The 23,886-nt window shown below is 37.1% G+C and carries 37 protein-coding genes and 1 pseudogene; all 38 read right to left on the reverse strand.

The window, feature by feature from the left end:
* Nucleotides 1–404 precede the first annotated feature (404 nt).
* The gene (speA, locus tag Bccel_RS11990) at nt 405–2,216 is read right to left on the reverse strand and encodes a biosynthetic arginine decarboxylase (protein ID WP_242857010.1); all 1,812 of its coding nucleotides are present in this window, start codon (nt 2,214–2,216) and stop codon (nt 405–407) included.
* A gap of 292 nt (nt 2,217–2,508) precedes the next feature.
* Nucleotides 2,509–3,243 (reverse strand): tRNA pseudouridine(38-40) synthase TruA, encoded by a 735-nt coding sequence (gene truA / locus Bccel_RS11995; protein WP_036945044.1) that lies wholly within the window; start codon nt 3,241–3,243, stop codon nt 2,509–2,511.
* 2 nt (nt 3,244–3,245) lie between these two features.
* Nucleotides 3,246–4,193 carry an ROK family protein gene (locus Bccel_RS12000; RefSeq protein WP_036945045.1) on the reverse strand — a complete coding sequence of 316 codons (948 nt, stop codon included), beginning with the start codon at nt 4,191–4,193 and terminating at the stop codon, nt 3,246–3,248.
* Between the two features lie 118 nt (nt 4,194–4,311).
* The gene (locus tag Bccel_RS12005; protein ID WP_036945046.1) at nt 4,312–5,115 is read right to left on the reverse strand and encodes an energy-coupling factor transporter transmembrane component T family protein; all 804 of its coding nucleotides are present in this window, start codon (nt 5,113–5,115) and stop codon (nt 4,312–4,314) included.
* Nucleotides 5,115–5,915, reverse strand: a pseudogene (locus Bccel_RS12010) (energy-coupling factor transporter ATPase); the annotation flags it as partial. The pseudogene Bccel_RS12010 and the gene Bccel_RS12005, both read right to left, overlap by 1 nt.
* A gap of 34 nt (nt 5,916–5,949) precedes the next feature.
* Nucleotides 5,950–6,825: an energy-coupling factor transporter ATPase gene (locus Bccel_RS12015; RefSeq protein ID WP_036945048.1), complete on the reverse strand. Its 876-nt coding sequence runs from the start codon at nt 6,823–6,825 to the stop codon at nt 5,950–5,952.
* A 338-nt stretch (nt 6,826–7,163) separates the two neighbouring features.
* A complete protein-coding gene (locus Bccel_RS12020; protein WP_036945049.1) occupies nt 7,164–7,688 on the reverse strand; it encodes a bL17 family ribosomal protein in 525 nt (174 codons plus the stop codon).
* A 76-nt stretch (nt 7,689–7,764) separates the two neighbouring features.
* Nucleotides 7,765–8,712 (reverse strand): DNA-directed RNA polymerase subunit alpha, encoded by a 948-nt coding sequence (locus Bccel_RS12025; protein ID WP_036945050.1) that lies wholly within the window; start codon nt 8,710–8,712, stop codon nt 7,765–7,767.
* 141 nt (nt 8,713–8,853) lie between these two features.
* Entirely contained in the window at nt 8,854–9,480 is a 627-nt protein-coding gene (rpsD, locus tag Bccel_RS12030; protein ID WP_036945051.1) for a 30S ribosomal protein S4, read from the reverse strand.
* 79 nt (nt 9,481–9,559) lie between these two features.
* Nucleotides 9,560–9,964, reverse strand: a complete 405-nt coding sequence (gene rpsK, locus Bccel_RS12035; protein ID WP_036945052.1) for a 30S ribosomal protein S11 — start codon at nt 9,962–9,964, stop codon at nt 9,560–9,562.
* A gap of 27 nt (nt 9,965–9,991) precedes the next feature.
* Entirely contained in the window at nt 9,992–10,360 is a 369-nt protein-coding gene (gene rpsM / locus Bccel_RS12040; RefSeq protein WP_036945053.1) for a 30S ribosomal protein S13, read from the reverse strand.
* Between the two features lie 156 nt (nt 10,361–10,516).
* A complete protein-coding gene (gene rpmJ, locus Bccel_RS12045; RefSeq protein WP_004620818.1) occupies nt 10,517–10,630 on the reverse strand; it encodes a 50S ribosomal protein L36 in 114 nt (37 codons plus the stop codon).
* 18 nt (nt 10,631–10,648) lie between these two features.
* Nucleotides 10,649–10,867 (reverse strand): translation initiation factor IF-1, encoded by a 219-nt coding sequence (infA, locus tag Bccel_RS12050; protein WP_036945054.1) that lies wholly within the window; start codon nt 10,865–10,867, stop codon nt 10,649–10,651.
* Nucleotides 10,868–10,910: 43 nt separating this feature from the next.
* Nucleotides 10,911–11,174: a KOW domain-containing RNA-binding protein gene (locus Bccel_RS12055; RefSeq protein WP_036945055.1), complete on the reverse strand. Its 264-nt coding sequence runs from the start codon at nt 11,172–11,174 to the stop codon at nt 10,911–10,913.
* Between the two features lie 48 nt (nt 11,175–11,222).
* Entirely contained in the window at nt 11,223–11,993 is a 771-nt protein-coding gene (map, locus tag Bccel_RS12060; protein WP_036945056.1) for a type I methionyl aminopeptidase, read from the reverse strand.
* Between the two features lie 3 nt (nt 11,994–11,996).
* The gene (locus Bccel_RS12065) at nt 11,997–12,641 is read right to left on the reverse strand and encodes an adenylate kinase (RefSeq protein ID WP_036945057.1); all 645 of its coding nucleotides are present in this window, start codon (nt 12,639–12,641) and stop codon (nt 11,997–11,999) included.
* Nucleotides 12,642–12,691: 50 nt separating this feature from the next.
* Nucleotides 12,692–13,975: a preprotein translocase subunit SecY gene (secY, locus tag Bccel_RS12070; protein WP_036945079.1), complete on the reverse strand. Its 1,284-nt coding sequence runs from the start codon at nt 13,973–13,975 to the stop codon at nt 12,692–12,694.
* Nucleotides 13,976–13,982: 7 nt separating this feature from the next.
* Nucleotides 13,983–14,426, reverse strand: a complete 444-nt coding sequence (gene rplO / locus Bccel_RS12075; protein ID WP_036945058.1) for a 50S ribosomal protein L15 — start codon at nt 14,424–14,426, stop codon at nt 13,983–13,985.
* Nucleotides 14,427–14,441: 15 nt separating this feature from the next.
* Entirely contained in the window at nt 14,442–14,624 is a 183-nt protein-coding gene (gene rpmD / locus Bccel_RS12080) for a 50S ribosomal protein L30 (protein WP_036945059.1), read from the reverse strand.
* A 13-nt stretch (nt 14,625–14,637) separates the two neighbouring features.
* Nucleotides 14,638–15,138, reverse strand: a complete 501-nt coding sequence (gene rpsE, locus Bccel_RS12085; protein ID WP_036945060.1) for a 30S ribosomal protein S5 — start codon at nt 15,136–15,138, stop codon at nt 14,638–14,640.
* A gap of 18 nt (nt 15,139–15,156) precedes the next feature.
* Entirely contained in the window at nt 15,157–15,525 is a 369-nt protein-coding gene (gene rplR, locus Bccel_RS12090) for a 50S ribosomal protein L18 (protein WP_036945061.1), read from the reverse strand.
* A 17-nt stretch (nt 15,526–15,542) separates the two neighbouring features.
* The gene (gene rplF / locus Bccel_RS12095; RefSeq protein ID WP_036945062.1) at nt 15,543–16,094 is read right to left on the reverse strand and encodes a 50S ribosomal protein L6; all 552 of its coding nucleotides are present in this window, start codon (nt 16,092–16,094) and stop codon (nt 15,543–15,545) included.
* 57 nt (nt 16,095–16,151) lie between these two features.
* The gene (gene rpsH / locus Bccel_RS12100; RefSeq protein ID WP_036945063.1) at nt 16,152–16,550 is read right to left on the reverse strand and encodes a 30S ribosomal protein S8; all 399 of its coding nucleotides are present in this window, start codon (nt 16,548–16,550) and stop codon (nt 16,152–16,154) included.
* 28 nt (nt 16,551–16,578) lie between these two features.
* On the reverse strand, nt 16,579–16,764 hold the full coding sequence (locus Bccel_RS12105; protein WP_036945064.1) for a type Z 30S ribosomal protein S14: 186 nt from the start codon (nt 16,762–16,764) through the stop codon (nt 16,579–16,581).
* Between the two features lie 18 nt (nt 16,765–16,782).
* Nucleotides 16,783–17,325, reverse strand: coding sequence for a 50S ribosomal protein L5 (rplE, locus tag Bccel_RS12110; RefSeq protein WP_036945065.1), 543 nt, complete (start codon nt 17,323–17,325; stop codon nt 16,783–16,785).
* Nucleotides 17,326–17,353: 28 nt separating this feature from the next.
* Complete coding sequence (gene rplX, locus Bccel_RS12115) at nt 17,354–17,704, reverse strand: 50S ribosomal protein L24 (protein WP_036945066.1); 351 nt, start codon at nt 17,702–17,704, stop codon at nt 17,354–17,356.
* A gap of 18 nt (nt 17,705–17,722) precedes the next feature.
* Nucleotides 17,723–18,091, reverse strand: coding sequence for a 50S ribosomal protein L14 (gene rplN, locus Bccel_RS12120; RefSeq protein WP_036945067.1), 369 nt, complete (start codon nt 18,089–18,091; stop codon nt 17,723–17,725).
* Nucleotides 18,092–18,115: 24 nt separating this feature from the next.
* Nucleotides 18,116–18,373: a 30S ribosomal protein S17 gene (rpsQ, locus tag Bccel_RS12125; RefSeq protein WP_036945068.1), complete on the reverse strand. Its 258-nt coding sequence runs from the start codon at nt 18,371–18,373 to the stop codon at nt 18,116–18,118.
* Between the two features lie 25 nt (nt 18,374–18,398).
* Nucleotides 18,399–18,602, reverse strand: coding sequence for a 50S ribosomal protein L29 (rpmC, locus tag Bccel_RS12130; protein ID WP_036945069.1), 204 nt, complete (start codon nt 18,600–18,602; stop codon nt 18,399–18,401).
* Nucleotides 18,592–19,029, reverse strand: coding sequence for a 50S ribosomal protein L16 (gene rplP / locus Bccel_RS12135; RefSeq protein ID WP_036945070.1), 438 nt, complete (start codon nt 19,027–19,029; stop codon nt 18,592–18,594). Before rplP ends, rpmC begins: the two co-directional genes overlap by 11 nt.
* Complete coding sequence (rpsC, locus tag Bccel_RS12140) at nt 19,029–19,691, reverse strand: 30S ribosomal protein S3 (RefSeq protein WP_036945071.1); 663 nt, start codon at nt 19,689–19,691, stop codon at nt 19,029–19,031. Before rpsC ends, rplP begins: the two co-directional genes overlap by 1 nt.
* A gap of 19 nt (nt 19,692–19,710) precedes the next feature.
* On the reverse strand, nt 19,711–20,055 hold the full coding sequence (gene rplV / locus Bccel_RS12145; RefSeq protein ID WP_457920572.1) for a 50S ribosomal protein L22: 345 nt from the start codon (nt 20,053–20,055) through the stop codon (nt 19,711–19,713).
* Between the two features lie 177 nt (nt 20,056–20,232).
* Entirely contained in the window at nt 20,233–20,517 is a 285-nt protein-coding gene (gene rpsS, locus Bccel_RS12150) for a 30S ribosomal protein S19 (RefSeq protein ID WP_036945072.1), read from the reverse strand.
* Between the two features lie 61 nt (nt 20,518–20,578).
* Nucleotides 20,579–21,412, reverse strand: a complete 834-nt coding sequence (rplB, locus tag Bccel_RS12155) for a 50S ribosomal protein L2 (protein ID WP_036945073.1) — start codon at nt 21,410–21,412, stop codon at nt 20,579–20,581.
* 27 nt (nt 21,413–21,439) lie between these two features.
* Nucleotides 21,440–21,970, reverse strand: coding sequence for a 50S ribosomal protein L23 (gene rplW, locus Bccel_RS32815; RefSeq protein ID WP_036945074.1), 531 nt, complete (start codon nt 21,968–21,970; stop codon nt 21,440–21,442).
* Nucleotides 21,970–22,593, reverse strand: coding sequence for a 50S ribosomal protein L4 (gene rplD / locus Bccel_RS12165; protein WP_036945075.1), 624 nt, complete (start codon nt 22,591–22,593; stop codon nt 21,970–21,972). The genes rplW and rplD overlap by 1 nt, the downstream gene beginning before the upstream one ends.
* A 29-nt stretch (nt 22,594–22,622) precedes the next feature.
* Complete coding sequence (rplC, locus tag Bccel_RS12170) at nt 22,623–23,255, reverse strand: 50S ribosomal protein L3 (protein ID WP_036945076.1); 633 nt, start codon at nt 23,253–23,255, stop codon at nt 22,623–22,625.
* Nucleotides 23,256–23,327: 72 nt separating this feature from the next.
* Nucleotides 23,328–23,639, reverse strand: a complete 312-nt coding sequence (rpsJ, locus tag Bccel_RS12175) for a 30S ribosomal protein S10 (protein WP_036945077.1) — start codon at nt 23,637–23,639, stop codon at nt 23,328–23,330.
* Nucleotides 23,640–23,886: the final 247 nt, after the last annotated feature.

Here is a 23,886-nt window from a genome sequence, read left to right on the forward strand (position 1 = left end):
TCTACCTCCTTGACAACGAGTTACGCTTCTGATTTATAATCATCTGAATTTTAGAATGCTAAAGTTATACTTTAACTACAAAATTCTTCAGTAACGACTAAAACATAAATTCATAACACAATGAACCAATTTTAGACACTTTAATATTTTAATATTAATACAGCAAAGTGTCAAGCTATATTTTTAATTTATCTCACTTATCCTCTATTTTTTTCATCTATTGTATCGATATCTCTCACATAATCGGCCACCATTTCATTTTTTGATAATTTATTAGCAGATAAATAACTGGCCAATTTGGCATTTCAAAAACCCAAAGAAAAAACACCTTGCGGATAAAGTGTTTTCTTAAATATAGTAATTTATTTATTCAATCAATATATAGCTACATTACATAACATATACTATCTCTCGTAATAGGTATATCCCCTTAGTCCATTGTCATATGCCTTCATTATTTCTCTTCTGTCGCTTGCACTTATAAGTCCGTCTCTTATGGCTTCTTCGGCTTTTTCTCTAAAACTTACAAGCATGTCTTTCGGATCAAACTCTACATAGGAAAGAACATCTGCTACGCTATCGCCATGAATTTCGTTTACAAAATCAAAATTGCCGTCAGGATATATTCGTACGCTTACAACATTTGTATCACCAAAAAGATTGTGTAAATCACCCAGGGTTTCCTGGTAAGCACCTACAAGAAATACTCCCAGATAATAATCATCTCCGTTTTTCATTTCGTGCAGCGGTAATGTGTTTCTTACATCATGTAAATCAATAAAGCGGTCAATCTTACCATCACAATCACAGGTTATGTCTGCAATAACTGCGTTTCTTTTGGGCAATTCCAGCAAACGGTGTACAGGCATAATAGGAAACAACTGGTCAATAGCCCAACTATCCGGTATTGATTGAAAAACAGAAAAATTGCAGTAATATATATCTGCTATTGCACTTTCAATGTCTTCAAGATCCGGCGGCGGGTTCTTAAGCTTTAACTTCTCCTTTGCTATCTGGCTTATGGTATTCCAGAATATCTTTTCAGACAAGGAACGTTCACGAAGGCTTATCCTCCCATGCTTAAACATTTCACGAATCTCATCCCTGTAGTACAGCACGTCATTATAGCATTCCTGAATGTTTTTAAGATTAATGTTTTTCTTAGCATCGTAAAGGTTTTTAATCTGCTCTGAAGTATTATCATCAAGCTTGTCCGGTATATCATACTCCTGGAATTTTTCCACATCAAGCACATTAAAGAGCAATACCGAATAATAAGCAACCACAGCACGCCCTGACTCAGTTACTATAACCGGATGCTGAATTCCGCTAGGGTCTAATATTGACATAACCGCTTCTACTATATCGGTACAGTATTCCTCAACATTATAATTACGGCTATTGGTGTAATTGGTATTTGAACCATCATAATCAACCGCAAGCCCGCCTCCCAAATCAAGGTAACCCATTGGAGCCCCTTCATTTACCAATTCTGCATATACTCTTGTAGCCTCCAGCACAGCAGAACGTATATCCCTGATATTAGGTATCTGCGAACCCAAATGGTAGTGAAGAAGTTTTAATGAATCCAGCATCTTCTTTTCCTTTAATGTATCAACCATTGTTATGGCCTGTGAAACATTGAGTCCGAATATGCTTCTGTCTCCTCCAGATTCTGTCCAGTGGCCTCCTGCTTTTGCCGAAAGCTTTATTCTTATACCTATATTGGGCTGTATTCCTAATGCCTGGGATCGTTCCAATACTATATCAAGCTCACCTGGAATCTCAATTACAAAAAAACACTTGTACCCCATTTTTACTGCATACAGACCCAGATCAACAAATTCTTCATCCTTATAACCATTACAAATAAGACATGCTTCCTTATCCTTCATAAGTGAAAGTGCTGCAACCAATTCAGCTTTGCTTCCCACTTCCAAACCGTGGTGATACCTCTGACCGAACTTTGTAACTTCCTCGATAACCTGCTGCTGCTGATTAACCTTTATAGGGTATACCCCTCTATATTCACCCTTATAATTCAACTTCTTTATAGCCTCATTGAACGAGTTATTTAAAAAGGATATTTGAGAATCCAACAAATTCTCAAAACGCAATAAAACAGGCATATCAAGCCCACGTTCTTTGACACCTGAAATTATATCCATAAGGCTTATGGCAGAAGATTCACTATCCTTGTAAGGGTTAATAAGCACTTCCCCCTTATCCGATATTGAAAAGTAGCCGGCCCCCAATTTTTAATACCGTATAACTCTTCGGACTTTTCTTTTGTCCATCTTCCCAACAGTTCAGTTTTATTCATGGTATCATTCCTTCCATACAGGCAACCAATAAATAACTAAAAATATTACATTTTAGTTATTTCTAATTGCTTTTACTTATATAGTACAAATTAAAAATTATATCAATTATTTTTAAGCCTAAAGCCAACAATAACATACAGTAAACTCACTGTCAACATGCTGAAAAAATTATATTATACCAATTTTAATAATATACTTCCACAAGGTACAACCCATGAGCCGGTGCTGTTCTTCCAGCTCTGGTCCTATCCATGCTTTCCAAAATTGAGCTCAATTCATCGGGAGCGATTCTTCCCATTCCTACATCAATAAGGGTACCTGCAATGATCCTGACCATGTTGTAAAGAAATCCGTCTCCCGATACTGTAAGTTCGATAATATTATCTTTCTTTTGAAGTTCAATCCCTGTCACTGTCCGCACCGAATCTTTAACGCTGCTTCCACTGGCCTTAAAGGCAGAGAAATCCTTTTTACCAGGTATAAAACCGGCAGCCTTTTTCATGTCTTCCAGCTTTAATGGAACCGGAACATGAAAAGCCCTGCTCCGCAGTAATGCGGATGGGGCCCTGTCATTGTATATTAGATACTTGTATTTTTTACCCTTTGCACAAAATCTAGAGTGAAAATCCTCCTGGACTTCCTCAGAGTGCACTATGGATATATCAGGCGGAAGCAAAGAATTTACAGCAAGAAAAAACTTCTCTCCGGGTATTTTAGATTCTGTAAAAAAATTGGCTACCTGACCATAAGCATGGACTCCTGTATCGGTTCTGCTGGCACCAATTATTTTGATATTTTCTCCTGTCAGCTTTTTAAAAGCATCCTCCACTACTCTTTGGACAGAAATAGCATTTTCCTGCGATTGCCAACCATGATAACCTGTTCCGTCATATTCTATAGTAACTTTAATATTTCTCATTTCTATTTTCCAAGCATTGCAGCTCCAACTATACCTGCATCATTTCCCATTTCTGCAACTCTTATCTGAGGCTTTGGAACCGAACCTCTGCAGTATATGTCTGCATAAACCCTTTCTCTAAGAGGCTTTAAGAGGTATTCTCCCTCTTTACATACGCCTCCGCCTATTACTACAGCTTCAGGCATGAATGAATTAATTGTATTGGAAAGGCCTTCAGCTATGTACTTTATATATTGGTCAACAACCTTCTGTCCTATGACATCTCCCATTTTTGCCGCATCAAAAGCTGTTTTGGCATCTATATTATCCAAATTGCCATCAATAATTTCATTAATTTTCGAATCAGGGTTAGCTACAGCAGCTTCCCTGGTCTGCCTTATGAGTGCTGTTGCTGAAGCATATGCTTCCCAGCAGCCCTTTCTTCCGCATGTACATTGAACACCGTCAGAAACAATTACCATATGCCCTATTTCTGAACCTGCGTAATTAAATCCGCTGTAAATCTTCTTACCGATTACTATACCCCCTCCTATTCCCGTACCGAGGGTTATAGCAATAGAATCATCCACATCCTTTGCCGCACCTGCGATGCTTTCTGCCAATGCAGCACAGTTTGCATCATTTTCCAGGTATATAGGAAGATCTATATATTTTTGCATTTCATCTCTAATTGGTGCATTATCAAAATTCAAATTACAGCTGTAAACAAGTATGCCCTTTTTACTGTCCGGCGTTCCTGGTGACCCTATTCCGATGCTTTTAACATCTTTTAGTTCCAGCCCTTTGTCCTTTATAACCTTTAATGCCAGTTGTGCCATATCTTTAATTATTTCCTGATAGTGTCTTTCCCTTTTTGTCGGCACGCTGTCTTTGTGAAGCAGTACACCATTCTCATCTACAATACCGGCAGCAATTTTGGTGCCGCCTAAATCAATACCTACATAATACATGTTATCCTCCCTGTATATCATAAACCTTTATTTATTAACTTTATATTCGCTTCTAGAATAAAGAATACTATAACTTTGACAACGAATCAATATTTATATTCATCATTTTTTATTAGACCTACTTTGTTACCAAGTAAACAGCAATTGCACAAATAATAAATACAAGAAATAATACAGATACTTTTATATCATCTTTACTATACTTCAATTGCTTTAATCTTGTCCTACCTTCTCCGCCTCTGTAACATCTGGCTTCCATAGCCATTGCCAGTTCCTCCGCTCTCCTGAAGGCTCCTGCCAAAAGCGGAATCATTAAAGGTATGTAGCCTTTTGCCCTTTTAATGATTCCCCCTTGGTCGAATTCTGCTCCCCTCGAAGCCTGTGCCTTCATCAGCTTATCCGTTTCTTCAACTAAAATCGGTATAAACCTTATAGATAGTGACACCATCATTGCAACCTCATGAACCGGAACCCTGAATCTTTTAAGTCCTGCTAAAAGGCTTTCAAGTGCATCTGTGACAGTGATAGGTGTTGTGGTATATGTAATCATTGACGAGTTTATAATAATAAGTGAGAGCCTTAAAATCATTTTCACGGTAATGCCTATTCCTTCGTACGTTATCCTTACAAAGCCAATCTCCAATGCAGTAGTGCCTTTTGTAGCAATCAGATTAATTATACCTGTTATCATCATAATAAGAAAAATGGGTTTTATACTTTTTATGACATAGCTGATATGTACTTTGGTTCCTGCTAATACTATTACAGTAAAGAATACAGCTAATCCAAACTGAATATATGAGTTGATGATAACAAAATAAATCATTAAAACAAATGTCAATATTATTTTTGTTCTGGGATCAGCTCTGTGCAACAGTGTATTTCCTTGAACATATTGACCTAATGTTATGTTTTTTATCATTATATTTCCCTCTTGTTCAAATAACCTAAAATTGCTTCTTTTGCTTCTTTAACAGTAAATACATCAGAATTTAATTCAGGAAGCTTTTTCTTTAAAAGTCTCATAAAGCATGTTATCTGCGGCACAGATAGCCCTATATTCTTAAGCAACTCGTCATTTTTAAATACCTCTGCTACCGTGCCATCCATCTCTATCCTTCCTCTATTTAAAACAATAATCCTATCTACATACCTGGCTAAATCTTCCATGCTATGTGAGACAAGTATTATTGTTGCGTTATTTTCTTTTTTAAATTTTACAACTGCATCATATATTTCATCTCTGCCCTTTGGATCAAGTCCTGCTCCTGGTTCATCAAGAATCAGCACCTTAGGTTTCATGGCAAGAACCCCTGCTATTGCAACCTTCCTTTTCTCCCCTCCAGAAAGACGAAATGGTGATTTCTCCAATAAGTTTTTATCAAGCCCAATTATATTTATAGTTTGCAGAATTTTTTCTTCAACTGTTTTACCTTCATAGCCCTGTTTTGAAAGGCCATATCCTATATCCTTGAAAACAGTTTCCTCAAAAAGCTGGTGCTCCGGATATTGAAACACCAATCCTACCTGCTTTCTTATTTCCTTCATATTTTTTTTATTTACATCAATTCCATTGATATTAATGCTTCCACTAACAGGCATGAGTATGCCGTTTAAGTGCTGGACGAGTGTAGACTTGCCTGAGCCTGTATGCCCGATTATGCCTACCGATTCACCGTCATTTATATTTATGTTAATGTCTATCAATGCATTTTTTTCATATGGGCTTCCAACCATATAGGTATGCCTAAGATTGTTAATTACTATAGCCATCTCTACCACACTCATCCATTATAACTTTAATCAATTTACAAGCGGCCTCTTCAATATTGCCAATATCTAAAGGAAGTTTAATACCGTTTTTGTTCAATTCATATAAGAGCTCTGTTATTTGAGGTACATCAAGCCCCAATTCTTTTATAACATCAACTTTTGAAAATATTTCATTGGGCTTGCCATCCATTATTATAGAACCCTTTTCAATAACTATTACTCTGTCAAACAAACATGCTTCTTCCATATGGTGACTTATATGGATTATTGTTATACCATGTTTTCTGTTAAGTTCCCTTACTGTTTCCATAACTTCCCTCCGCCCCTCAGGGTCAAGCATTGAGGTGGCTTCATCCATTACAATACATTTAGGCTTCATGGCTAAAATTCCAGCTATTGCAACTCGCTGTTTCTGTCCTCCTGAAAGAAATGCGGTTTGATGAATCGCATATTCATACAGCCCAACAGCCTTCAAAGCACCATCCACCCTCTCTCTCATCTCTGTCGGAGGTATGCCAAGATTCTCAGGACCAAATGCCACATCTTCTTCAACTGAAGTTGCAACTATTTGGTTTTCCGGGTTTTGAAATACCATGCCAATGCTGCTTCTTATCTCCCAGATAAAATTGTTATCTTTAGTGTCAATATTACCTATATATACAGTTCCTTCTCCCGGAACTATTAAAGCATTCAATAATTTTGCAAGAGTTGACTTACCCGAACCGTTTCTTCCAATTATTGAAATAAACTCACCCTGTTCAATTTTTAAATCAATTTTTCTAAGTGTTTCCTCTTTATTGCTTTTGCCTTTATTGTATGTATAATGAACATTCCTTAACTCTATTCTCTTTTTATCCATTCTATCTCACTCAATCATATTTAAAATTATTTAAGGAAGCGATTAAGGCATGAATGAAAAATTACTTCCGCTTTCTATGTGAGTGTTAACGAGCTAAGTCAACACATAATCGAAGCTTATAACGGAAGTTATTTTTTGATCATGACTAATAATGCATTAAAAATGTACTTGCATAATATATTTTTGGGAACGACCTAATACAAAGCACTTTAGACCTGTTTACCATGGTTTAAAGTGCTCTTTTAAATAGATATAACTTTTATATTGTCGGTTAGTTACAAAACAAAGGGATTAAGAAATTCTTTCATCACCTAATCCCGTTACTGTTTCATATTTTATTAAACCAATTCTAAAATAACAACTTCTGCAGCATCTCCGCGTCTTACGCCGAGTTTGTATATTCTTGTGTAACCACCCTTAATATCCTTATATTTAGGAGCAATTTCATCGAATATTTTGTTTGCAAGGTTTATGCTGTTTCCTTCTTTGTCCTTCACCTTGTAAACCCAGTTCATAATCATCTTTCTTGCATGTAACCTTGAAGGATTATCAACTGCTTTTCTTTCGCTCTTTTCTTCTCTTTCAACTTTTCTGTATGTCTTATTGTTACGTGATGTAGCTGCATTTAAAATCTTCTTACCTGTAGAATCTAATTTTGCAGCAGTAACTTTAACATTCTTTGGTTCGAAGTTATCAGCCTCTTTTATAGCAATTGTTATCATCTTTTCAGCAATATTTTTAACTTCCTTTGCCCTTGCCAGTGTGGTTTCAATTTTACCATACTCGAACAATGATGTTACGAGACCTTTTAAAACTGCTTTTCTTTGGTCCGTAGCGCGTCCGAGTTTCCTTTGTAATGGCATTTAATTTACCTCCCTTACCTTTAATCAACAGGTCTTGTATATAACTACAAGATGCTTCTTATATTTTATTTTCGAATTATTCTTCGCTTGGTGCCAAGGCTAATCCTAGTGCACTCAATTTCTGCAGAACTTCTTCAAGAGACTTTCTTCCGAGGTTTCTGACCTTCATCATATCCTCTTCTGTCCTGTTTGTAAGATCTTCTACAGTGTTAATTCCTGCACGCTTCAAACAGTTATATGATCTAACTGAGAGATCCAGTTCCTCGATAGTCATCTCAAGAACTTTTTCCTTCTTAGTTTCTTCCTTTTCGACCATAATTTCTGTATGTTTAGCCTGATCGGACAAATCTATGAACAGATTTAAATGCTCACTAAGTATCTTTGCTCCGAGGCTTATGGCCTCATCCGGCTTAATACTTCCGTTTGTCCATACTTCAAAGGTCAGCTTGTCATAATCAGTAACCTGGCCAACACGCGTATTTTCTACTGTGTAATTTACTTTCCTGACAGGAGTGTAAATTGAATCAACAGTTATAATACCTATAGGCTGTCCAGGCTGCTTATTCTTCTCAGCTGGTACATATCCTCTGCCTTTGTTTAGGGTCAACTCAATGTAAAGCTTGTGGTCTCCATTGAGAGTAGCTATATGAAGATCAGGGTTTAATATTTCAACATCTGCATCTGCAGTTATATCACCTGCAGTAACAGGACCTTCCCCTTCAGCTTCTATATATACTATTTTTTGACCTTCGCTGTGCATTTTTAAAGATAATCCTTTTATGTTGAGGATAATCTCTGTAACATCTTCAACAACTCCAGGTACTGTGGAAAATTCGTGCAGTACACCATCTATCTTGATGGATGTAACAGCTACACCAGGCAATGAGGATAATAAAATCCTTCTTAAAGAATTACCCAGTGTTGTACCATACCCTCTTTCCAGTGGTTCTACTACAAACTTTCCATATGTGTTATCTTCACTAATTGTAATGCACTCAATCTTTGGCTTTTCTATTTCGATCAACCTAAAACCCTCCTTTTTGTCTTTAATTTGTTAATGAGGGCAACTGATTCTTTATCTCTTAATAGTCTAATTTAAAATCCATAGGTCCCCGACTTATCATTTCAGTTGCTATATCCAACGATTCTTTAAGTTTATAAACTATTATTTAGAATACAACTCAACAATCAAGTGTTCTGCAATCGGTAAATCTATGTCTTCTCTCGCAGGAATTGCAGCTACTTTACCAACCATATTTTCACGGTCAAACTCAAGCCACTTAGGTATTGTTGTTCTTCCTACAATTTCACTAATAGCTTTGAATTTTTCAGAGCTTCTGCTCTTTTCTTTTAAAGCTACAACATCTCCTACTTTGAGAAGATATGAAGGTATGTTCACTTTCTTTCCGTTAACAGTGAAATGACCATGATTAACAAGTTGTCTTGCTTCAGGTCTTGAAGTAGCCAATCCTAATCTGTAAACTGTGTTGTCAAGTCTGCTTTCTAATATTTGGAGAAGGTTTTCACCAGTAATACCTTTTTTCTTGGAAGCAAGTTCGAAATATTTTCTGAACTGTCCTTCAAGAATTCCATAATATCTTCTTGCTTTCTGCTTTTCACGGAGCTGTAATCCGTATTCGGAAAGCTTCTTTTTCTGCTGTCCATGCTGCCCAGGAGCATAAACCCTTCTCTTTATTGAACATTTGTCTGTATAGCATCTTTCACCCTTAAGTAAAAGTCTTTCACCTTCTCTTCGGCAAAGCCTACAAGATGCACCAGTGTATCTTGCCATTTAATTCTACACCTCCAGTATAATAATCGAGACAGGCAACATCTATTATCATTTTGACTATGCTGCCATATATTTTCTATTAAACTCTTCTTCTTTTTGGTGGTCTGCAACCATTGTGAGGAATCGGAGTAACGTCCTTTATTAAACTAACTTCAAGGCCAGCAGCCTGCAAAGCTCTAATAGCCGCTTCTCTTCCCGCACCAGGTCCCTTTACATAAACCTCTACAGACTTTAATCCATGTTCCATAGCTGCTTTTGAAGCAGTTTCGGCTGCCATTTGAGCTGCATATGGAGTGCTCTTTCGGGATCCTCTAAAACCCAGTCCACCCGCACTAGCCCATGACAAAGCATTTCCAGTAGCGTCAGTGAGTGTAACTATTGTATTGTTGAATGTTGATCTGATATGTGCCTGACCGCGTTCAACATGTTTACGTTCTCTTCTTTTTCTGGTCGTTCTTTTTGCACCAGCGGTTTTAACTGCCATTTTATTCTTCAACCTCCTTATTCAATATTACTTTTTCTTGTTAGCGATAGACTTCTTAGGTCCTTTTCTTGTTCTCGCATTATTCTTAGTATTCTGTCCTCTTACAGGAAGTCCCATTCTATGTCTACGTCCTCTATAACATCCAATTTCAATAAGTCTCTTGATGTTTAAAGCTATTTCTCTCCTTAAATCACCTTCAACCTTGTATTCCTTGTCTATTATTTCTCTTAATTTGCTTATTTCGTCGTCAGTCAAGTCTCTGACTCTTGTGTCTGGATTTATCCCAGTTTCTTTTAAAATTTCATTTGACTTTGGTCTGCCTATACCAAATATATAAGTTAGCCCAATTTCTACTCTTTTTTCCCTGGGTAAATCAACTCCGGCAATACGAGCCATCTTTTTACACCTCCGTTAAATTCAGTCAAGTTCAATACTCTAACTACTATGGTAACTTTCTTAATAAAATTCATTACAGGACATGATTGTCATCATGCAGCCGCTCCTTCATAAATCTTTTTAAGAAAGCTTTACACAATTTATGATTATCCAAAATCAACCTTGCTTTTGCTTATGTTTTGGATTTTCGCAAATAACCATTACTCTGCCTTTTCTTTTAATTATCTTGCATTTTTCGCAAATTGTTTTTACAGATGGTTTAACTTTCATCTTTTTCTCCTCCTTAAATTACTTAGCTCTCCACGTTATTCTACCCCTTGTTAGATCATAGGGTGAAAGCTCTATAACTACTCTATCACCAGGAAGAATTCTTATAAAATTCATTCTTAATTTTCCAGATATATGGGCAAGTACTTTGTGTCCATTATCTAATTCCACCTGAAACATCGCATTTGGTAATGCTTCTATTATCTTACCTTCAACTTCTATTACATCTTCCTTAGACAATATTAAAACCTCCTTATCAAATCACTTTCCGTTATCGTTCCTGTTATTGTTGAGGATCTTCTAAAGCCCTTCTGACTTCAGAATTGGTAACATTCATATTATTCAAAAGTTTTTCATTCAGCGGCTTTATAACTTCCTCCGTAATTATAAGGTGCTTTGCTTTCTTTCTTTTGGGTTTTTCTATTTTTCTAAGGTCGCCGTCGGAGATATACACATATGATTCGTCCGGAATACTTATAATAATAAATTTCTTACCGGCATCTCGCCCAGCTTTTGAATAAACTACCTGACCTATTTTATAATCCAAGGAATCCACCTCTTTAATGCTGTCGTATTTTAAACTTTCCCTGCACTTCTAAGGTGTTTCCGTAATAATCATAGGTTCGCCTTCTGTAACAATAATCGTATTCTCGTAATGAGCTGATAAACTGTTATCTAAAGTTACAACGGTCCATTTATTTTCAAGCAATTTTACGTTATAATCTCCTGCATTCACCATAGGTTCTATAGCTAGTGCCATACCAGGCACAATCCTCGGATTTGCACCTTTGAAACTGTAATTAGGAATTTGCGGTTCTTCATGCATCTCTGTTCCTATGCCATGCCCCACATAATCCCTTACCACAGAATATCCGTTACTCTCAACATAATCCTGTATAGCAGCTGATATATCTCGTATCCTCTTGCCTACTACGGCGTTTTTAATACCTTCATAGAAGCTTTGTTTAGTTACATCAATCAAATGTTGTGCTTCCGCAGTAACAGTACCTACCGGAAAAGTTCTCGCTGCATCAGAGTGAAATCCGTTAAAATAGACCCCAATGTCAACACTAATAATATCGCCATCTTTTAAAGCTCTTAAACCGGGAATGCCATGTACAACTTCATTATTTACAGAAGCACATATGCTTCCCGGGTAATCAACGGCACCTCTATAAGGAGATTTATATCCTAAAAATGAAGGTATTGCACCGCATTTCCTGATATAACTTTCAGCAATTCTGTCCAGGTCTAAAGTTGTTACTCCTGGCTTAATTGCCTCTTGTATCCTTATGAGGGCGTTAACCAGTATATCGCTTGACTTTTTCATTAGTTCTATTTCAGCTTTAGATTTTTGAATGCTCATTTGTCACACACCCAATACCTTTATAACAGCTTTTGATGTTTCTTCAATCTCTTCTTTTCCAATTACGGTAAGCATCTTACCTCTTTTAGAATAGAAGTCTATCAATGGTTCTGTTTGCTCATGGTATGTCTTAAGCCTACTAATTACAGTCTCTTCTTTATCGTCATCCCTTTGTATGACATTTGCTTTGCAATTATCACAAATGCCGTCTACCTTAGTGGGATTGAAAACAATATGGTAAGTTGCTCCGCAATTAGGGCAGACTCTTCTTCCAGACATTCTTTCAATTATTTCCTCATCAGCAACATGTATATTTATAACATGATCCATATCTGTTCCTATCTCAATAAGTGTTTTCTCCAGATATTCCGCTTGAGGAATGGTTCTTGGAAACCCATCAAGAATAAAACCATTTTTACAGTCTTCCTGTATAAGCCTGTCTTTAACAATGCTTATAGTAAGTTCATCAGGTACAAGCATACCTTTGTCGATGTATTCCTTTGCTTTTATTCCAAGTTCAGTTCCATTCATCATATTGTTTCTAAATATATCACCTGTCGATATGTGAGGTATGCACAACTTTTGTGAAAGTTTCTTTGCCTGTGTACCCTTACCTGCTCCAGGAGCCCCCAATAAAATCAATCTCATAGTTTTATTCCTCCATTACAAAAAACACCATTAGATACTCTCTCTATATATTATTCAAGGAATCCTTTATAATGTCTCATAAGCATTTGTGATTCCATTTGTTTAATTGTATCTAATGCAACCCCAACCAATATCAGAACTGATGTGCTTCCAAACCACACATTAGCTAATCCAGTTGCATTCTGTAAAACTATCGGTAATACAGTTACAACTGCAAGGAATAATGCTCCAAACCATGTTACTCTGTTTAATACCCTTGAAATATAATCAGAAGTTGGTTTTCCCGGTCTTATACCTGGTATAAACCCGCCGTTCTTTTTCATATTGTTTGCAAGCTCAATAGGATTAAACACAATCATAGTATAGAAGAATGTGAAGAACATTATCAGTACTGAATATAAAACAGCATACCAGACACTGCCTGATGAATTCTTAAAGAAGTTTACAAACCAGTTGTTTGAATTTGCAAAGAAAAAGCTTATAATCTGTGATGGGAACATCATAATAGACATAGCAAATATTATCGGAATAACACCTGCCATATTAACCTTTATAGGAATATGAGTGCTCTGTCCACCATAAACTTTTCTTCCAACTACTCTTTTTGCATATTGTACAGGTATTCGCCGTTCAGCTTGTGATACCCATACAACAGCTGCGATCATCGCTAAGAACATTATTAAAATAGCAATTATCTTAACTAATGCCATAAGGAAATTACCTTCAGTCATACCAGCTTTTCCTATGTTTACTAATGCCGCAAAAGCTGATGGACCGTTTGAAACTATACCTGCAAAGATCATTAATGATATACCGTTTCCTATGCCGTGCTCAGTGATCTGCTCACCAAGCCACATAAGGAAAGCCGTACCGGCTGTAAATGTAAAAGTTATTGTAATAAAGCTTAATACACCTGAATTAATAACCGCACCTTTAATTCCGAAATACAGACCTACAGCCTGTATAAACGCAAGTAAAACGGTTCCATATCTGGTGTATTGGGCAATAATTTTTCTTCCTTCTTCGCCTTCCTTAGCTAATTGCTCCAGCTTAGGAATAGCGACGGTCAACAACTGCATTATGATAGACGAGTTGATATATGGTGTAATACTCATTGCAAATATCGTTGCGAGCTTAAAGGCTCCGCCTGATACTATATCAAAAAACCCGAAAAGCTGTCCGCCTTGTTCAACCAACCTCTGGAACTCAGCCGGATTCAAACCCGGAACAGGTATATGGGAACCAACTCTATAAACAAGCAAAAGACATACTGTGAATATAAGTTTTCTTTTTAAATCGGGAATCTTCCAGGCATTTCTCAATATTTCCAACATGCCCATATTATACCACCTCGACCTTTCCCCCTGCAGCTTCTATCTTTTCAGAAGCACTCTTTGTAAACTTAGCAGCCTTAACAGTAAGCTTCTTGGTCAACTCACCGTTACCCAATATAGCTACACCGTCATTTACTTTTTTAACCAAACCGTTTTCCTGTAAAAGCTCCAATGTAACTGTTGATCCATTTTCAAATGTATTCAAATCAGAAACATTTACTTCAGCATAAACTTTAGCAAAGTTCTTATTATTGAAGCCTCTCTTAGGTAACCTTCTGTATAACGGCATCTGACCGCCTTCGAAACCAGGTCTAACTCCGCCGCCAGCACGTGCATTCTGACCCTTATGACCCTTTCCGGCTGTTTTACCGTTTCCACTACCTGGACCTCTACCTTTTCTCATTGCTACTTTCCTTGAGCCTGGTGAAGGTACTAATTCGAAAAGTTTCATATCTTACACCTCCTCTTATATTTCTTCAACTGCCACAAGATGAGAAACCTTATTAACCATTCCTCTTATCTGAGGATTATCTTTTTGTTCAACTACACTTCTTATTTTCTTTAAACCAAGAGCTTTTACTGTAGCAACTTGGTCTTCTTTAGCCTTATTTATGCTTCTTATTAAAGTAATTTTTAATTTACCAGCCATGTTAGCTACCCTCCTAGCCCAGTATTTCTTCAACAGTTTTACCTCTAAGCTTAGCTACTTCTTCTGCTGTTCTTAGCTGTGACAAACCATTTATAGTCGCATTAACCATGTTTATTGGGTTATTTGATCCTAATGATTTAGTTCTGATATCATGAATACCAGCTAATTCAAGAACCGCTCTTACAGGACCACCAGCTATAACTCCTGTACCTTCGCTGGCAGGCATTAGAAGAACTCTTCCTGCACCATACTCACCTGTTGATTCATGTGGTATAGTTGTTTCAACTAGAGGAACCTTTATAAGGTTCTTCTTTGCATCTTCAATTCCTTTTCTTATTGCATCAGGAATTTCTGCTGCTTTTCCTATTCCACTTCCTATATGTCCATTTTCATCTCCGACAACAACAAGTGCACTGAAACGAAAATTTCTACCACCTTTAACAACCTTAGTAACACGACCGATATTTACTACCTTTTCTTTAAGGTCTAATGAATTCGCATCAATTCGTTGCAATTTTTGTCCCTCCTTCTATTAAAATTCCAAGCCTGCTTCTCTTGCTGCTTCCGCAAGCTCTTTAACTCTACCATGATACAGGTAGCCACCTCTATCAAAAACAACCTTATCGATTCCTTTTGCTTTCGCTTTAGACGCTATAAGCTTGCCAACTTCAATAGCTGCTTCCTTATTTCCGCCAAACTTTACTTTTCCTTTTAAAGACTCATCAAGGGTTGATGCTGCAACAAGTGTGTTTCCGTTTGCATCATCTATAATCTGAGCATATATATGATTTAGGCTTCTGAATACATTCAACCTTGGGCGTTCAGGAGTACCTTTAATTTTTTTACGTACCCTTAAATGCTTTCTTAATCTTATTTTATTAGTGTTAGGCTTATTTATCATTAAAGTTCACTCCTTTCTTATTTTTTACCTTTTCCGCCAGTCTTACCTTCTTTACGTCTGATAACTTCAGTCTCATACTTAATACCCTTACCCTTATATGGCTCAGGCTCTCTCTTTCCTCTTATCTTTGCAGCAAACTCACCAACTGCCTGCTTATCAATACCCTTAACAATTATTTTATTTTGAGCAGGCACTTCAACTGTTATGCCTGCAGGCTCTTCCATTTCAACAGGATGTGAGTAGCCGAGGGTAAGAACTAATTTCTTGCCCTGCTTTGCGGCCCTGTAACCTACCCCGTTTATTTCAAGCCCTTTTTCATATCCATTGGTTACACCTTCAACCATATTGCTTATAAGGGTTCTTGTAAGACCATGCAATGATTTGTGCATTTTTTGCTCGGAAGGCCTTAATACATTTATTTCATTATTTTCTATCTTAATAATCATATCCTTATGGAACTCTTTTGTCAAAGTTCCTTTTTGGCCTTTAACCGTAACTACGTTGTTCTCAGCAACTTTTACGTCTACACCTTTAGGTATAGCTATCGGCATTCTGCCTATTCGTGACATTTTTCTTCCTCCTGTTCTTAAATTATGAGCCTTGGCCCTTTTCAGAAATATTTTATATTACCATACAAAAGCCAGTACTTCTCCGCCTATTCCCTGAGATCTAGCTTTTTTGTCAGACATGATCCCTCTTGATGTAGAGATTATTGCAATTCCTAAGCCACCCAATACTTTAGGAAGTTCATCCTTACCGGCATATACCCTTAATCCTGGTTTGCTTATTCTCTTAATTCCTGTTATTACACCACTTTTGCTTGGTGTATACTTCAAAGCCAATCTGATTATGCCTTGCTTACCGTCTTCTATTTCTTCAATATTCCTCACAAATCCTTCTTCCAATAAAATTCCTGCTATTGCTTTCTTTATATTTGAAGCTGGAATATCAACAGACTCATGTTTTGCAGAACTAGCATTTCTTATTCTGGTTAACATATCAGCTATTGCGTCTGTAATTTGCATATGTTAAACCTCCTTCCAAATTTTCTGGTTACCAACTTGCTTTCTTTACGCCAGGTATTTGACCCTTATATGCCAATACTCTGAAGCATAGACGACAAATACCGAATTTCCTTATATACGCATGCGGTCTTCCGCACAATTTACATCTATTGTAAGCTCTTGTTTTAAACTTGGGAGTTTTTTGTTGCTTCAAAATCATCGCTTTTTTTGCCACGCTTAGGTCCCCTCCTTATCATGCACGGCTGAATGGCATGCCCATCAGCTTTAACAACTCTTTCGCTTCTTCGTCGTTTTTTGCCGTTGTAACAAATGTTATATCCATGCCTCTCATCTTATCAATTTTATCATACTCAATTTCAGGAAATATCAACTGGTCTGTAACACCTAATGAGTAGTTACCTCTTCCGTCAAAAGCATTGTTAGATACTCCTCTGAAGTCTCTTACTCTTGGCATTGCAACATTAAATAATTTATCTACAAACTCATACATTCTTTGTCCGCGAAGTGTTACTTTACATCCGATATTCATACCTTCTCTTAATTTGAAAGCTGCTACAGACTTCTTAGCCTTAGTTATAAAAGGTTTTTGTCCTGTTATAGCAGTTAAATCATTAACAGCCGCATCTATAGCCTTAGGATTTTCCTTAACGTCTCCTACGCCCATATTAATTACAACTTTTTCAATCTTAGGAATCTGCATTGCACTTTTAAACTTGAATTTGTCCTGTAATGCTGGAACAACTTCTTTAACATATTTTTCTTGCAATCTAGTCATTCACCAATTACCTCCTTTCGAACAGAGTTTAAACGTTATCTATAAACTCATTACATTTTTTGCAAACCCTTACCTTATGTCCATCATCAAGCTTCTGTTTTCCAACTCTTGTACGTTCTCCGCACTTTGGACAAACAACCATAGCCTTTGATGCATATATAGGGCTTTCCTGATGAATTATTCCGCCCTGCTGGTATCTTCCTCTTGGCTTCTTATGCTTAACACTCATATTTACGCCTTCAACAAGAACCATACCTTTATCTGAAAGAACCTTTAATACTTTACCTTTTTTGCCTTTATCGCCGGTTTTTCCTTCACCGCCTGACAATATATAAACAGTATCTCCTGTTTTTATATGTGCAACTTTCTTATTTTCCAATTTAAGCCGCCTCCTCCCTTATAGAACTTCCGGTGCGAGGGACAATATTTTCATGAAATCCTTATCCCTTAATTCCCTAGCAACTGGACCAAATATACGTGTTCCTCTTGGGTTTTTGTCTTCTTTGATTATAACTGCTGCATTTTCATCAAATTTTATATATGAACCGTCATTTCTTCTTACACCTTTTCTTGAACGAACAATAACGCATTTTACAACGTCACCTTTTTTCACAACACCACCGGGTGTTGCATTTTTAACTGAAGCTACAATGATATCACCTATATTGGCATATTTTCTCCATGAACCACCGAGAACCTTTATGCACATAAGTTCTTTTGCTCCGGTGTTATCAGCAACTCTTAGTCTTGATTGGACTTGAATCATATCTAATACCTCCTTCCCATGGACTTACTGTGCTTTCTCGATAACTTCAACAAGTCTCCATCTCTTTTCCCTGCTTAATGGTCTGGTTTCCATTACCTTAACTCTATCACCTATATTGCACTCGTTATTTTCATCATGTGCTTTTAATTTGTATGTTCTTTTAACTATCTTTCCATACAGTGGATGTTTAACACTGTTTTCTATAGCTACAACGATGGTTTTATCCATCTTGTTACTTACTACTTTGCCAATCCTTGTTTTTCTAAGTGCTCTTTGATCCAATTTATATACCTCCCTTCAGGGTCTTTTATTTATCAGTCCCTTTCAATTGCCTTTCACGTATTATTGTCTTCACACGAGCAATTGACTTCTTAACATCCCTTAACTTCATTGGATTTTCAAGCTGGTTAGTTGCAAGCTGAAACCTTAATTTAAACAGTTCTGCTTTTAAATCCTTTTCTTCTTTTTCTAATTCAGCCTGAGTTCTTTCTCTCAAATCACTAGCTTTCATTTGCTTCACCGTCCATTTCATCTCCGCGGGCCACAAATTTACACTTAATCGGAAGCTTATGCATTGCAAGTCTTAACGCTTCTCTTGCAGTTTCCTCCGCTACGCCTGCGATTTCGAATAATATCCTGCCAGGTTTAACTACTGCTACCCAATATTCCGGTGAACCTTTACCACTACCCATACGTGTTTCTGCTGGTTTTTTGGTTACAGGTTTATCAGGAAATATCTTAATCCAAACCTGACCACCTCTTTTTATATACCTAGTCATAGCTATTCTGGCTGCTTCTATCTGATTGCTTGTTATCCAAGCTGGCTCAAGAGCCTGCAAACCGTATTCACCGTTTGAAACCTTTATACCTCTGGTTGCTACACCAGTCATTCTGCCTCTATGAACTCTTCTACGTTTAACTCTTTTTGGCATTAACATTAGCGTTCTCCTCCTTCCGCTTTCTTCTTAACAGCAGGAAGAACTTCACCCTTATATATCCAAACCTTAACACCAATTTTACCATATGTTGTATTTGCTTCTGCAAATCCATAATCGATGTCTGCTCTTAAAGTCTGGAGTGGAATTGTTCCCTCGTGATAATGTTCAGTTCTTGCAATTTCAGCACCGCCCAAACGACCTGCTACAGAAGTTTTTATTCCTTTTGCACCAAGCTTCATTGTTCTTGACATTGCCTGCTTCATCGCTCTTCTGAAAGAAATTCTCTTTTCTAGCTGTGTAGCTATATTTTCAGCTACTAACTGAGCATCCATGTCAGGTGTTTTAATTTCTGTGATGTTGATTAAAACACTTTTTCCGGTCATTTTTTCAACTTCTTTTCTGAGTTCCTCAATACCTGTACCGCCTTTACCGATTACAAGACCTGGTTTAGCAGTATTTACATTTATCTTAACCTTGCTTGCAGCTCTTTCGATTTCTATTCTTGATACACCGGAAGAGTACAATTTGCCTTTTATGAATTTTCTGATTTTAACGTCTTCCACTAAAAGATCGCTGAAATCCTTATCACTTGCATACCATTTGGTATCCCAATCTTTAATTATTCCGATTCTTAAACCGTGTGGATTAACTTTCTGGCCCATTCTTCAACCTCCTTTTCCCTTATTCTTTTTCCTTTAATACTACAGTTATATGACTTGTTCTTTTATTGATTCTGTTTGCTCTTCCCTGAGCTCTTGGCATAATTCTCTTTAAAGTAGGTCCTTGAGTTGCATATGCTTCAGCTACATATAAGTCTTCCTTATCAAGTCCGTTATTTGTTACAGCATTTGCTTCAGCAGACTTCATAAGCTTTAATAATATACTGGAAGCAGCTTTTGGTGTAAATCTCAATATACCGTATGCCTCTTCAAGATTCTTATTTTTTATCAAATCAATAACAATCTTAACTTTTCTTGATGATATGCGAGCATATTTAAGCACTGCTCTACCCTCATCTTTTCCTATTCCCAAAGCCTTTCTTTCTCTCTTTGACAAGATTACAGGCTTTTTATTTTTTCTATGAACAGAACTGTAAGTTTCAAGAAGTTGTTCTTTATCCTTAAGAAGTTCATCTTTTGATCTTATCTGTCTTTCCAACCGGAATTCCTCCTTTCAAAGCTATCTTGCATTTATACAGCACTCTTATCTTCCACCGCTGGATTTTTCACTTTTTCCTGCATGTCCTTTATATGTTCTAGTTGGAGCAAATTCACCTAATTTGTGACCAACCATATCTTCTGATACAAACACTGGAACGTGCTTTTTACCATCATGAACAGCAATTGTATGACCAACCATCTGTGGAAATATAGTTGAAGCTCTTGACCATGATTTGAGTACCTTCTTTTCATTCTTATCATTCATATCTTCTATTCTTTTAAGAAGCTTGGCATCAACATATGGTCCCTTTTTCAAAGATCTGCTCATTTATTATAATCCTCCCTTCATAAGTAAACTATTTACTTATGCCTAATGACCTATAAAACAATTACTTCTGGTTTCTTCTCTTAACTATGAACTTATCGCTCTTGTTTTTCTTCTTTCTTGTTTTAAGACCGAGAGTTGGTTTACCCCAAGGAGTTACCGGACTAGGTCTACCTATCGGAGATTTACCTTCTCCACCACCGTGAGGGTGATCTACAGGATTCATAACAACACCGCGAACTGTTGGTCTAACACCCATCCATCTTTTTCTTCCTGCCTTACCAATGGATATGTTTTCATGTTCAATGTTGCTTACCTGACCGATAGTTGCTTTACAATTCATTCTTATCATTCTTACTTCGCCTGAAGGAAGTCTTACCTGTGCATAATCTCCTTCTTTAGCCATAAGCTGTGCCACATTTCCTGCTGCTCTAACCAGCTGTCCGCCTTTACCAGGCTTTAATTCTATATTGTGAATTAAAGTACCAACCGGCATATTAATGAGCTTAAGTGAGTTACCTGGTTTGATATCAGCATTTTCGCCTGATTCAACAGTATCTCCTACTTTTAATCCAACAGGTGCAATTATATATCTCTTTTCACCATCTGCATAGTGAAGAAGTGCTATATTTGCTGTTCTGTTTGGATCGTACTCAATTCCTGCAACCTTTGCCTTTATCCCGTCTTTATCTCTTTTAAAATCTATGATTCTGTACTTTTGTTTTGCACCGCCACCTATATGACGAACTGTTATCCTACCGTATGCGTTTCTTCCGCCCCTCTTCTGCAATGGAGCTAGCAATGATTTTTCAGGTTCTGTTTTTGTTATTTCATCAAAAGCTGAAACAGTCATGAACCTTCTTGCCGGAGTAGTAGGACTAAACTTTTTAACTGCCATCTCTTCTCACTCCTTACTAAACATTAGTTATTGACCTACACCAAACTCTTCAATACTAGTTTTGTATTTTTTACCTGGATTCTTCAGGACGCCGCCTTTATCAAGGTATGCACCTGGTGTATATGTCTTCTTTTCTCTTATAACTCTACCCTTTTCATCAACCTTGTACTTAACTTTGCCATTTACCTTCTTGATAACCATAACTGGCTGGCCTTTTTTGTCAACTACAGGCTTTCCTTCTTTATCAACCTTCTGTATCTTCTCAGGAACCCTTACATACTTTTCCTTAGGTCCTGCAGGCTCTACGTCAATTTTGACTATAGCCTTTTTCCAATCTGGTCTTGGGCCCTGGTGCACACCCATTCTCTTAACTTTTCCTTCGTAACTTGCTGTATTAACTTTAAGTACTTTAACCTGGAATAACTTTTCTACTGCGTATTTAACTTCAGTTTTTGTTGCATCCGGAGCTACTATAAAGGTGTACTTTCCATCACTCAATCCATCATTGGATTTCTCTGTGATATATGGTCTCAAAATAATATCTTCAGCACTTCTCATTATGCGTACACCTCCTCTACTTTTGCTACTGCATCCTTAGTAATTATACATTTTTCATACTTCAAGAGATCAAATACATTAATTGTATTTACATAAGCTGTTTTAACACCTGGAATGTTTCTAGCAGCTCTCGCAGCCAAATCACTGTCATCGGATAAAACTATAAGAGCACTTTTATCAACCTTGAGGTTATCCAAAATTGAAGCCATTTTCTTAGTTTTACCGTCTTCTACAGCAAGATTATCCAGTACCAATATATCATTATCAACAACCTTTGAAGATAGAGCCGACTTTAATGCAAGTCTCTTAACCTTCTTAGGTAATGTATAACTATAGCTTCTTGGTTTAGGTCCAAGAACGATACCACCCTTTATCCACTGAGCCGAACGGATACTTCCCTGTCTTGCTCTACCAGTTCCTTTTTGTCTCCATGGCTTCTTACCACCGCCACGAACTTCACTCTTTGTCTTTGTAGATTGAGTCCCTTGTCTTCTGTTAGCTAATTGGTTCAATACCGCAATATGCATAACCTGAACATTTGGGTCAATTCCAAATATAGAATCCTGTAATTCTATATTTCCTACAACTTCACCACTCATATTATATAAATCAACCTTAGGCATTTCATTTCCTCCCTTCCTAGTTCGTTTTATCAAACCTTAACAGTTTCCTTAATGTAGAGTAATCCGCCTTTTGGCCCTGGAACAGCTCCCTTAACAAGAAGGAGGTCCTTTTCACTATCCACTCTTACAACATCAAGGTTCTGAACAGTAACCTTATCTACACCCATGTGACCTGGCAACTTTTTACCTTTGAAAACACGTGCCGGGTTGGTGTTGGCACTCATGGAACCAACTCTTCTGTGATACATGGAACCGTGGGTTTCTTTACCACCCTTTTGTCCGTATCTTTTAATTGTTCCCTGGAAACCTTTACCCTTTGATATACCGGATATATCAACACGAACTCCATTTTCGAACATATCGCCTACTTTTATTTCCTGACCGATTTCGTAGGTCTGCATATCAGGTACTTTTATTTCCCTAAGATATTTTTTAGTTGCTACCTTTACTTTGCTGAACTGACCTTTTTCAGGTTTGTTCAATCTCTTTTCGCTGACATCAACAAATCCTATTTTCAAGGCGTCATATCCATCGTTATCTACTGTTTTCTTTTGAACAACAGCACATGGTCCAGCTTGAATAACTGTTACCGGAATAAGCAAGCCATCTTCATTAAAGATCTGTGTCATTCCTAATTTAATTCCCAGAATTGCTTTTTTCATTTTCTTCCCTCCTGTGGTTATTGGTTCATACTTAAACCGTACGAACTTGACCTTATTGACTAGAAGCCGTTATTACAGCTTTATTTCTATATCAACTCCTGCCGGTAAGTCCAATCTCATAAGTGCATCTACTGTTTTTGGAGTTGGCAGTAATATGTCAATCAATCTTTTATGAGTTCTCATTTCGAACTGCTCGCGGGAATCCTTATACTTATGCGGAGCCCTCAATATAGTGATTATTTCTTTTTCTGTCGGTAGTGGCACCGGTCCAGATACTTTCGCACCAGTTCTTTTAGCAGTATCAACTATTTTTTCAGCTGATTGATCAAGAACCTGATAGTCGAACGCTTTTAGACGAATTCTTATTTTTTGCTTGTTTGCCATTACAAAAGCCTCCTTTTAATTACTCAATTTGTTACTTACAACAAGCATTAATCTGTACACTATGCCGGGTGTTTCATACCTTAACATATAAAAACCCAGAAATTATAAGGCCTAAAAGGCAATATAACCTGGGCTGTACTCCAATACACAAACACAAAACTGCTATTTGCAAAATGTACAGTGACTTGTCGCCCGGTTTCATGAATCGGACATTCTCCGCTGAAGTTACCTGCTTCATTTGAGCAGC

It is taken from the genome of Pseudobacteroides cellulosolvens ATCC 35603 = DSM 2933, assembly GCF_001262605.1.
Lineage (GTDB): Bacteria > Bacillota > Clostridia > Acetivibrionales > DSM-2933 > Pseudobacteroides > Pseudobacteroides cellulosolvens.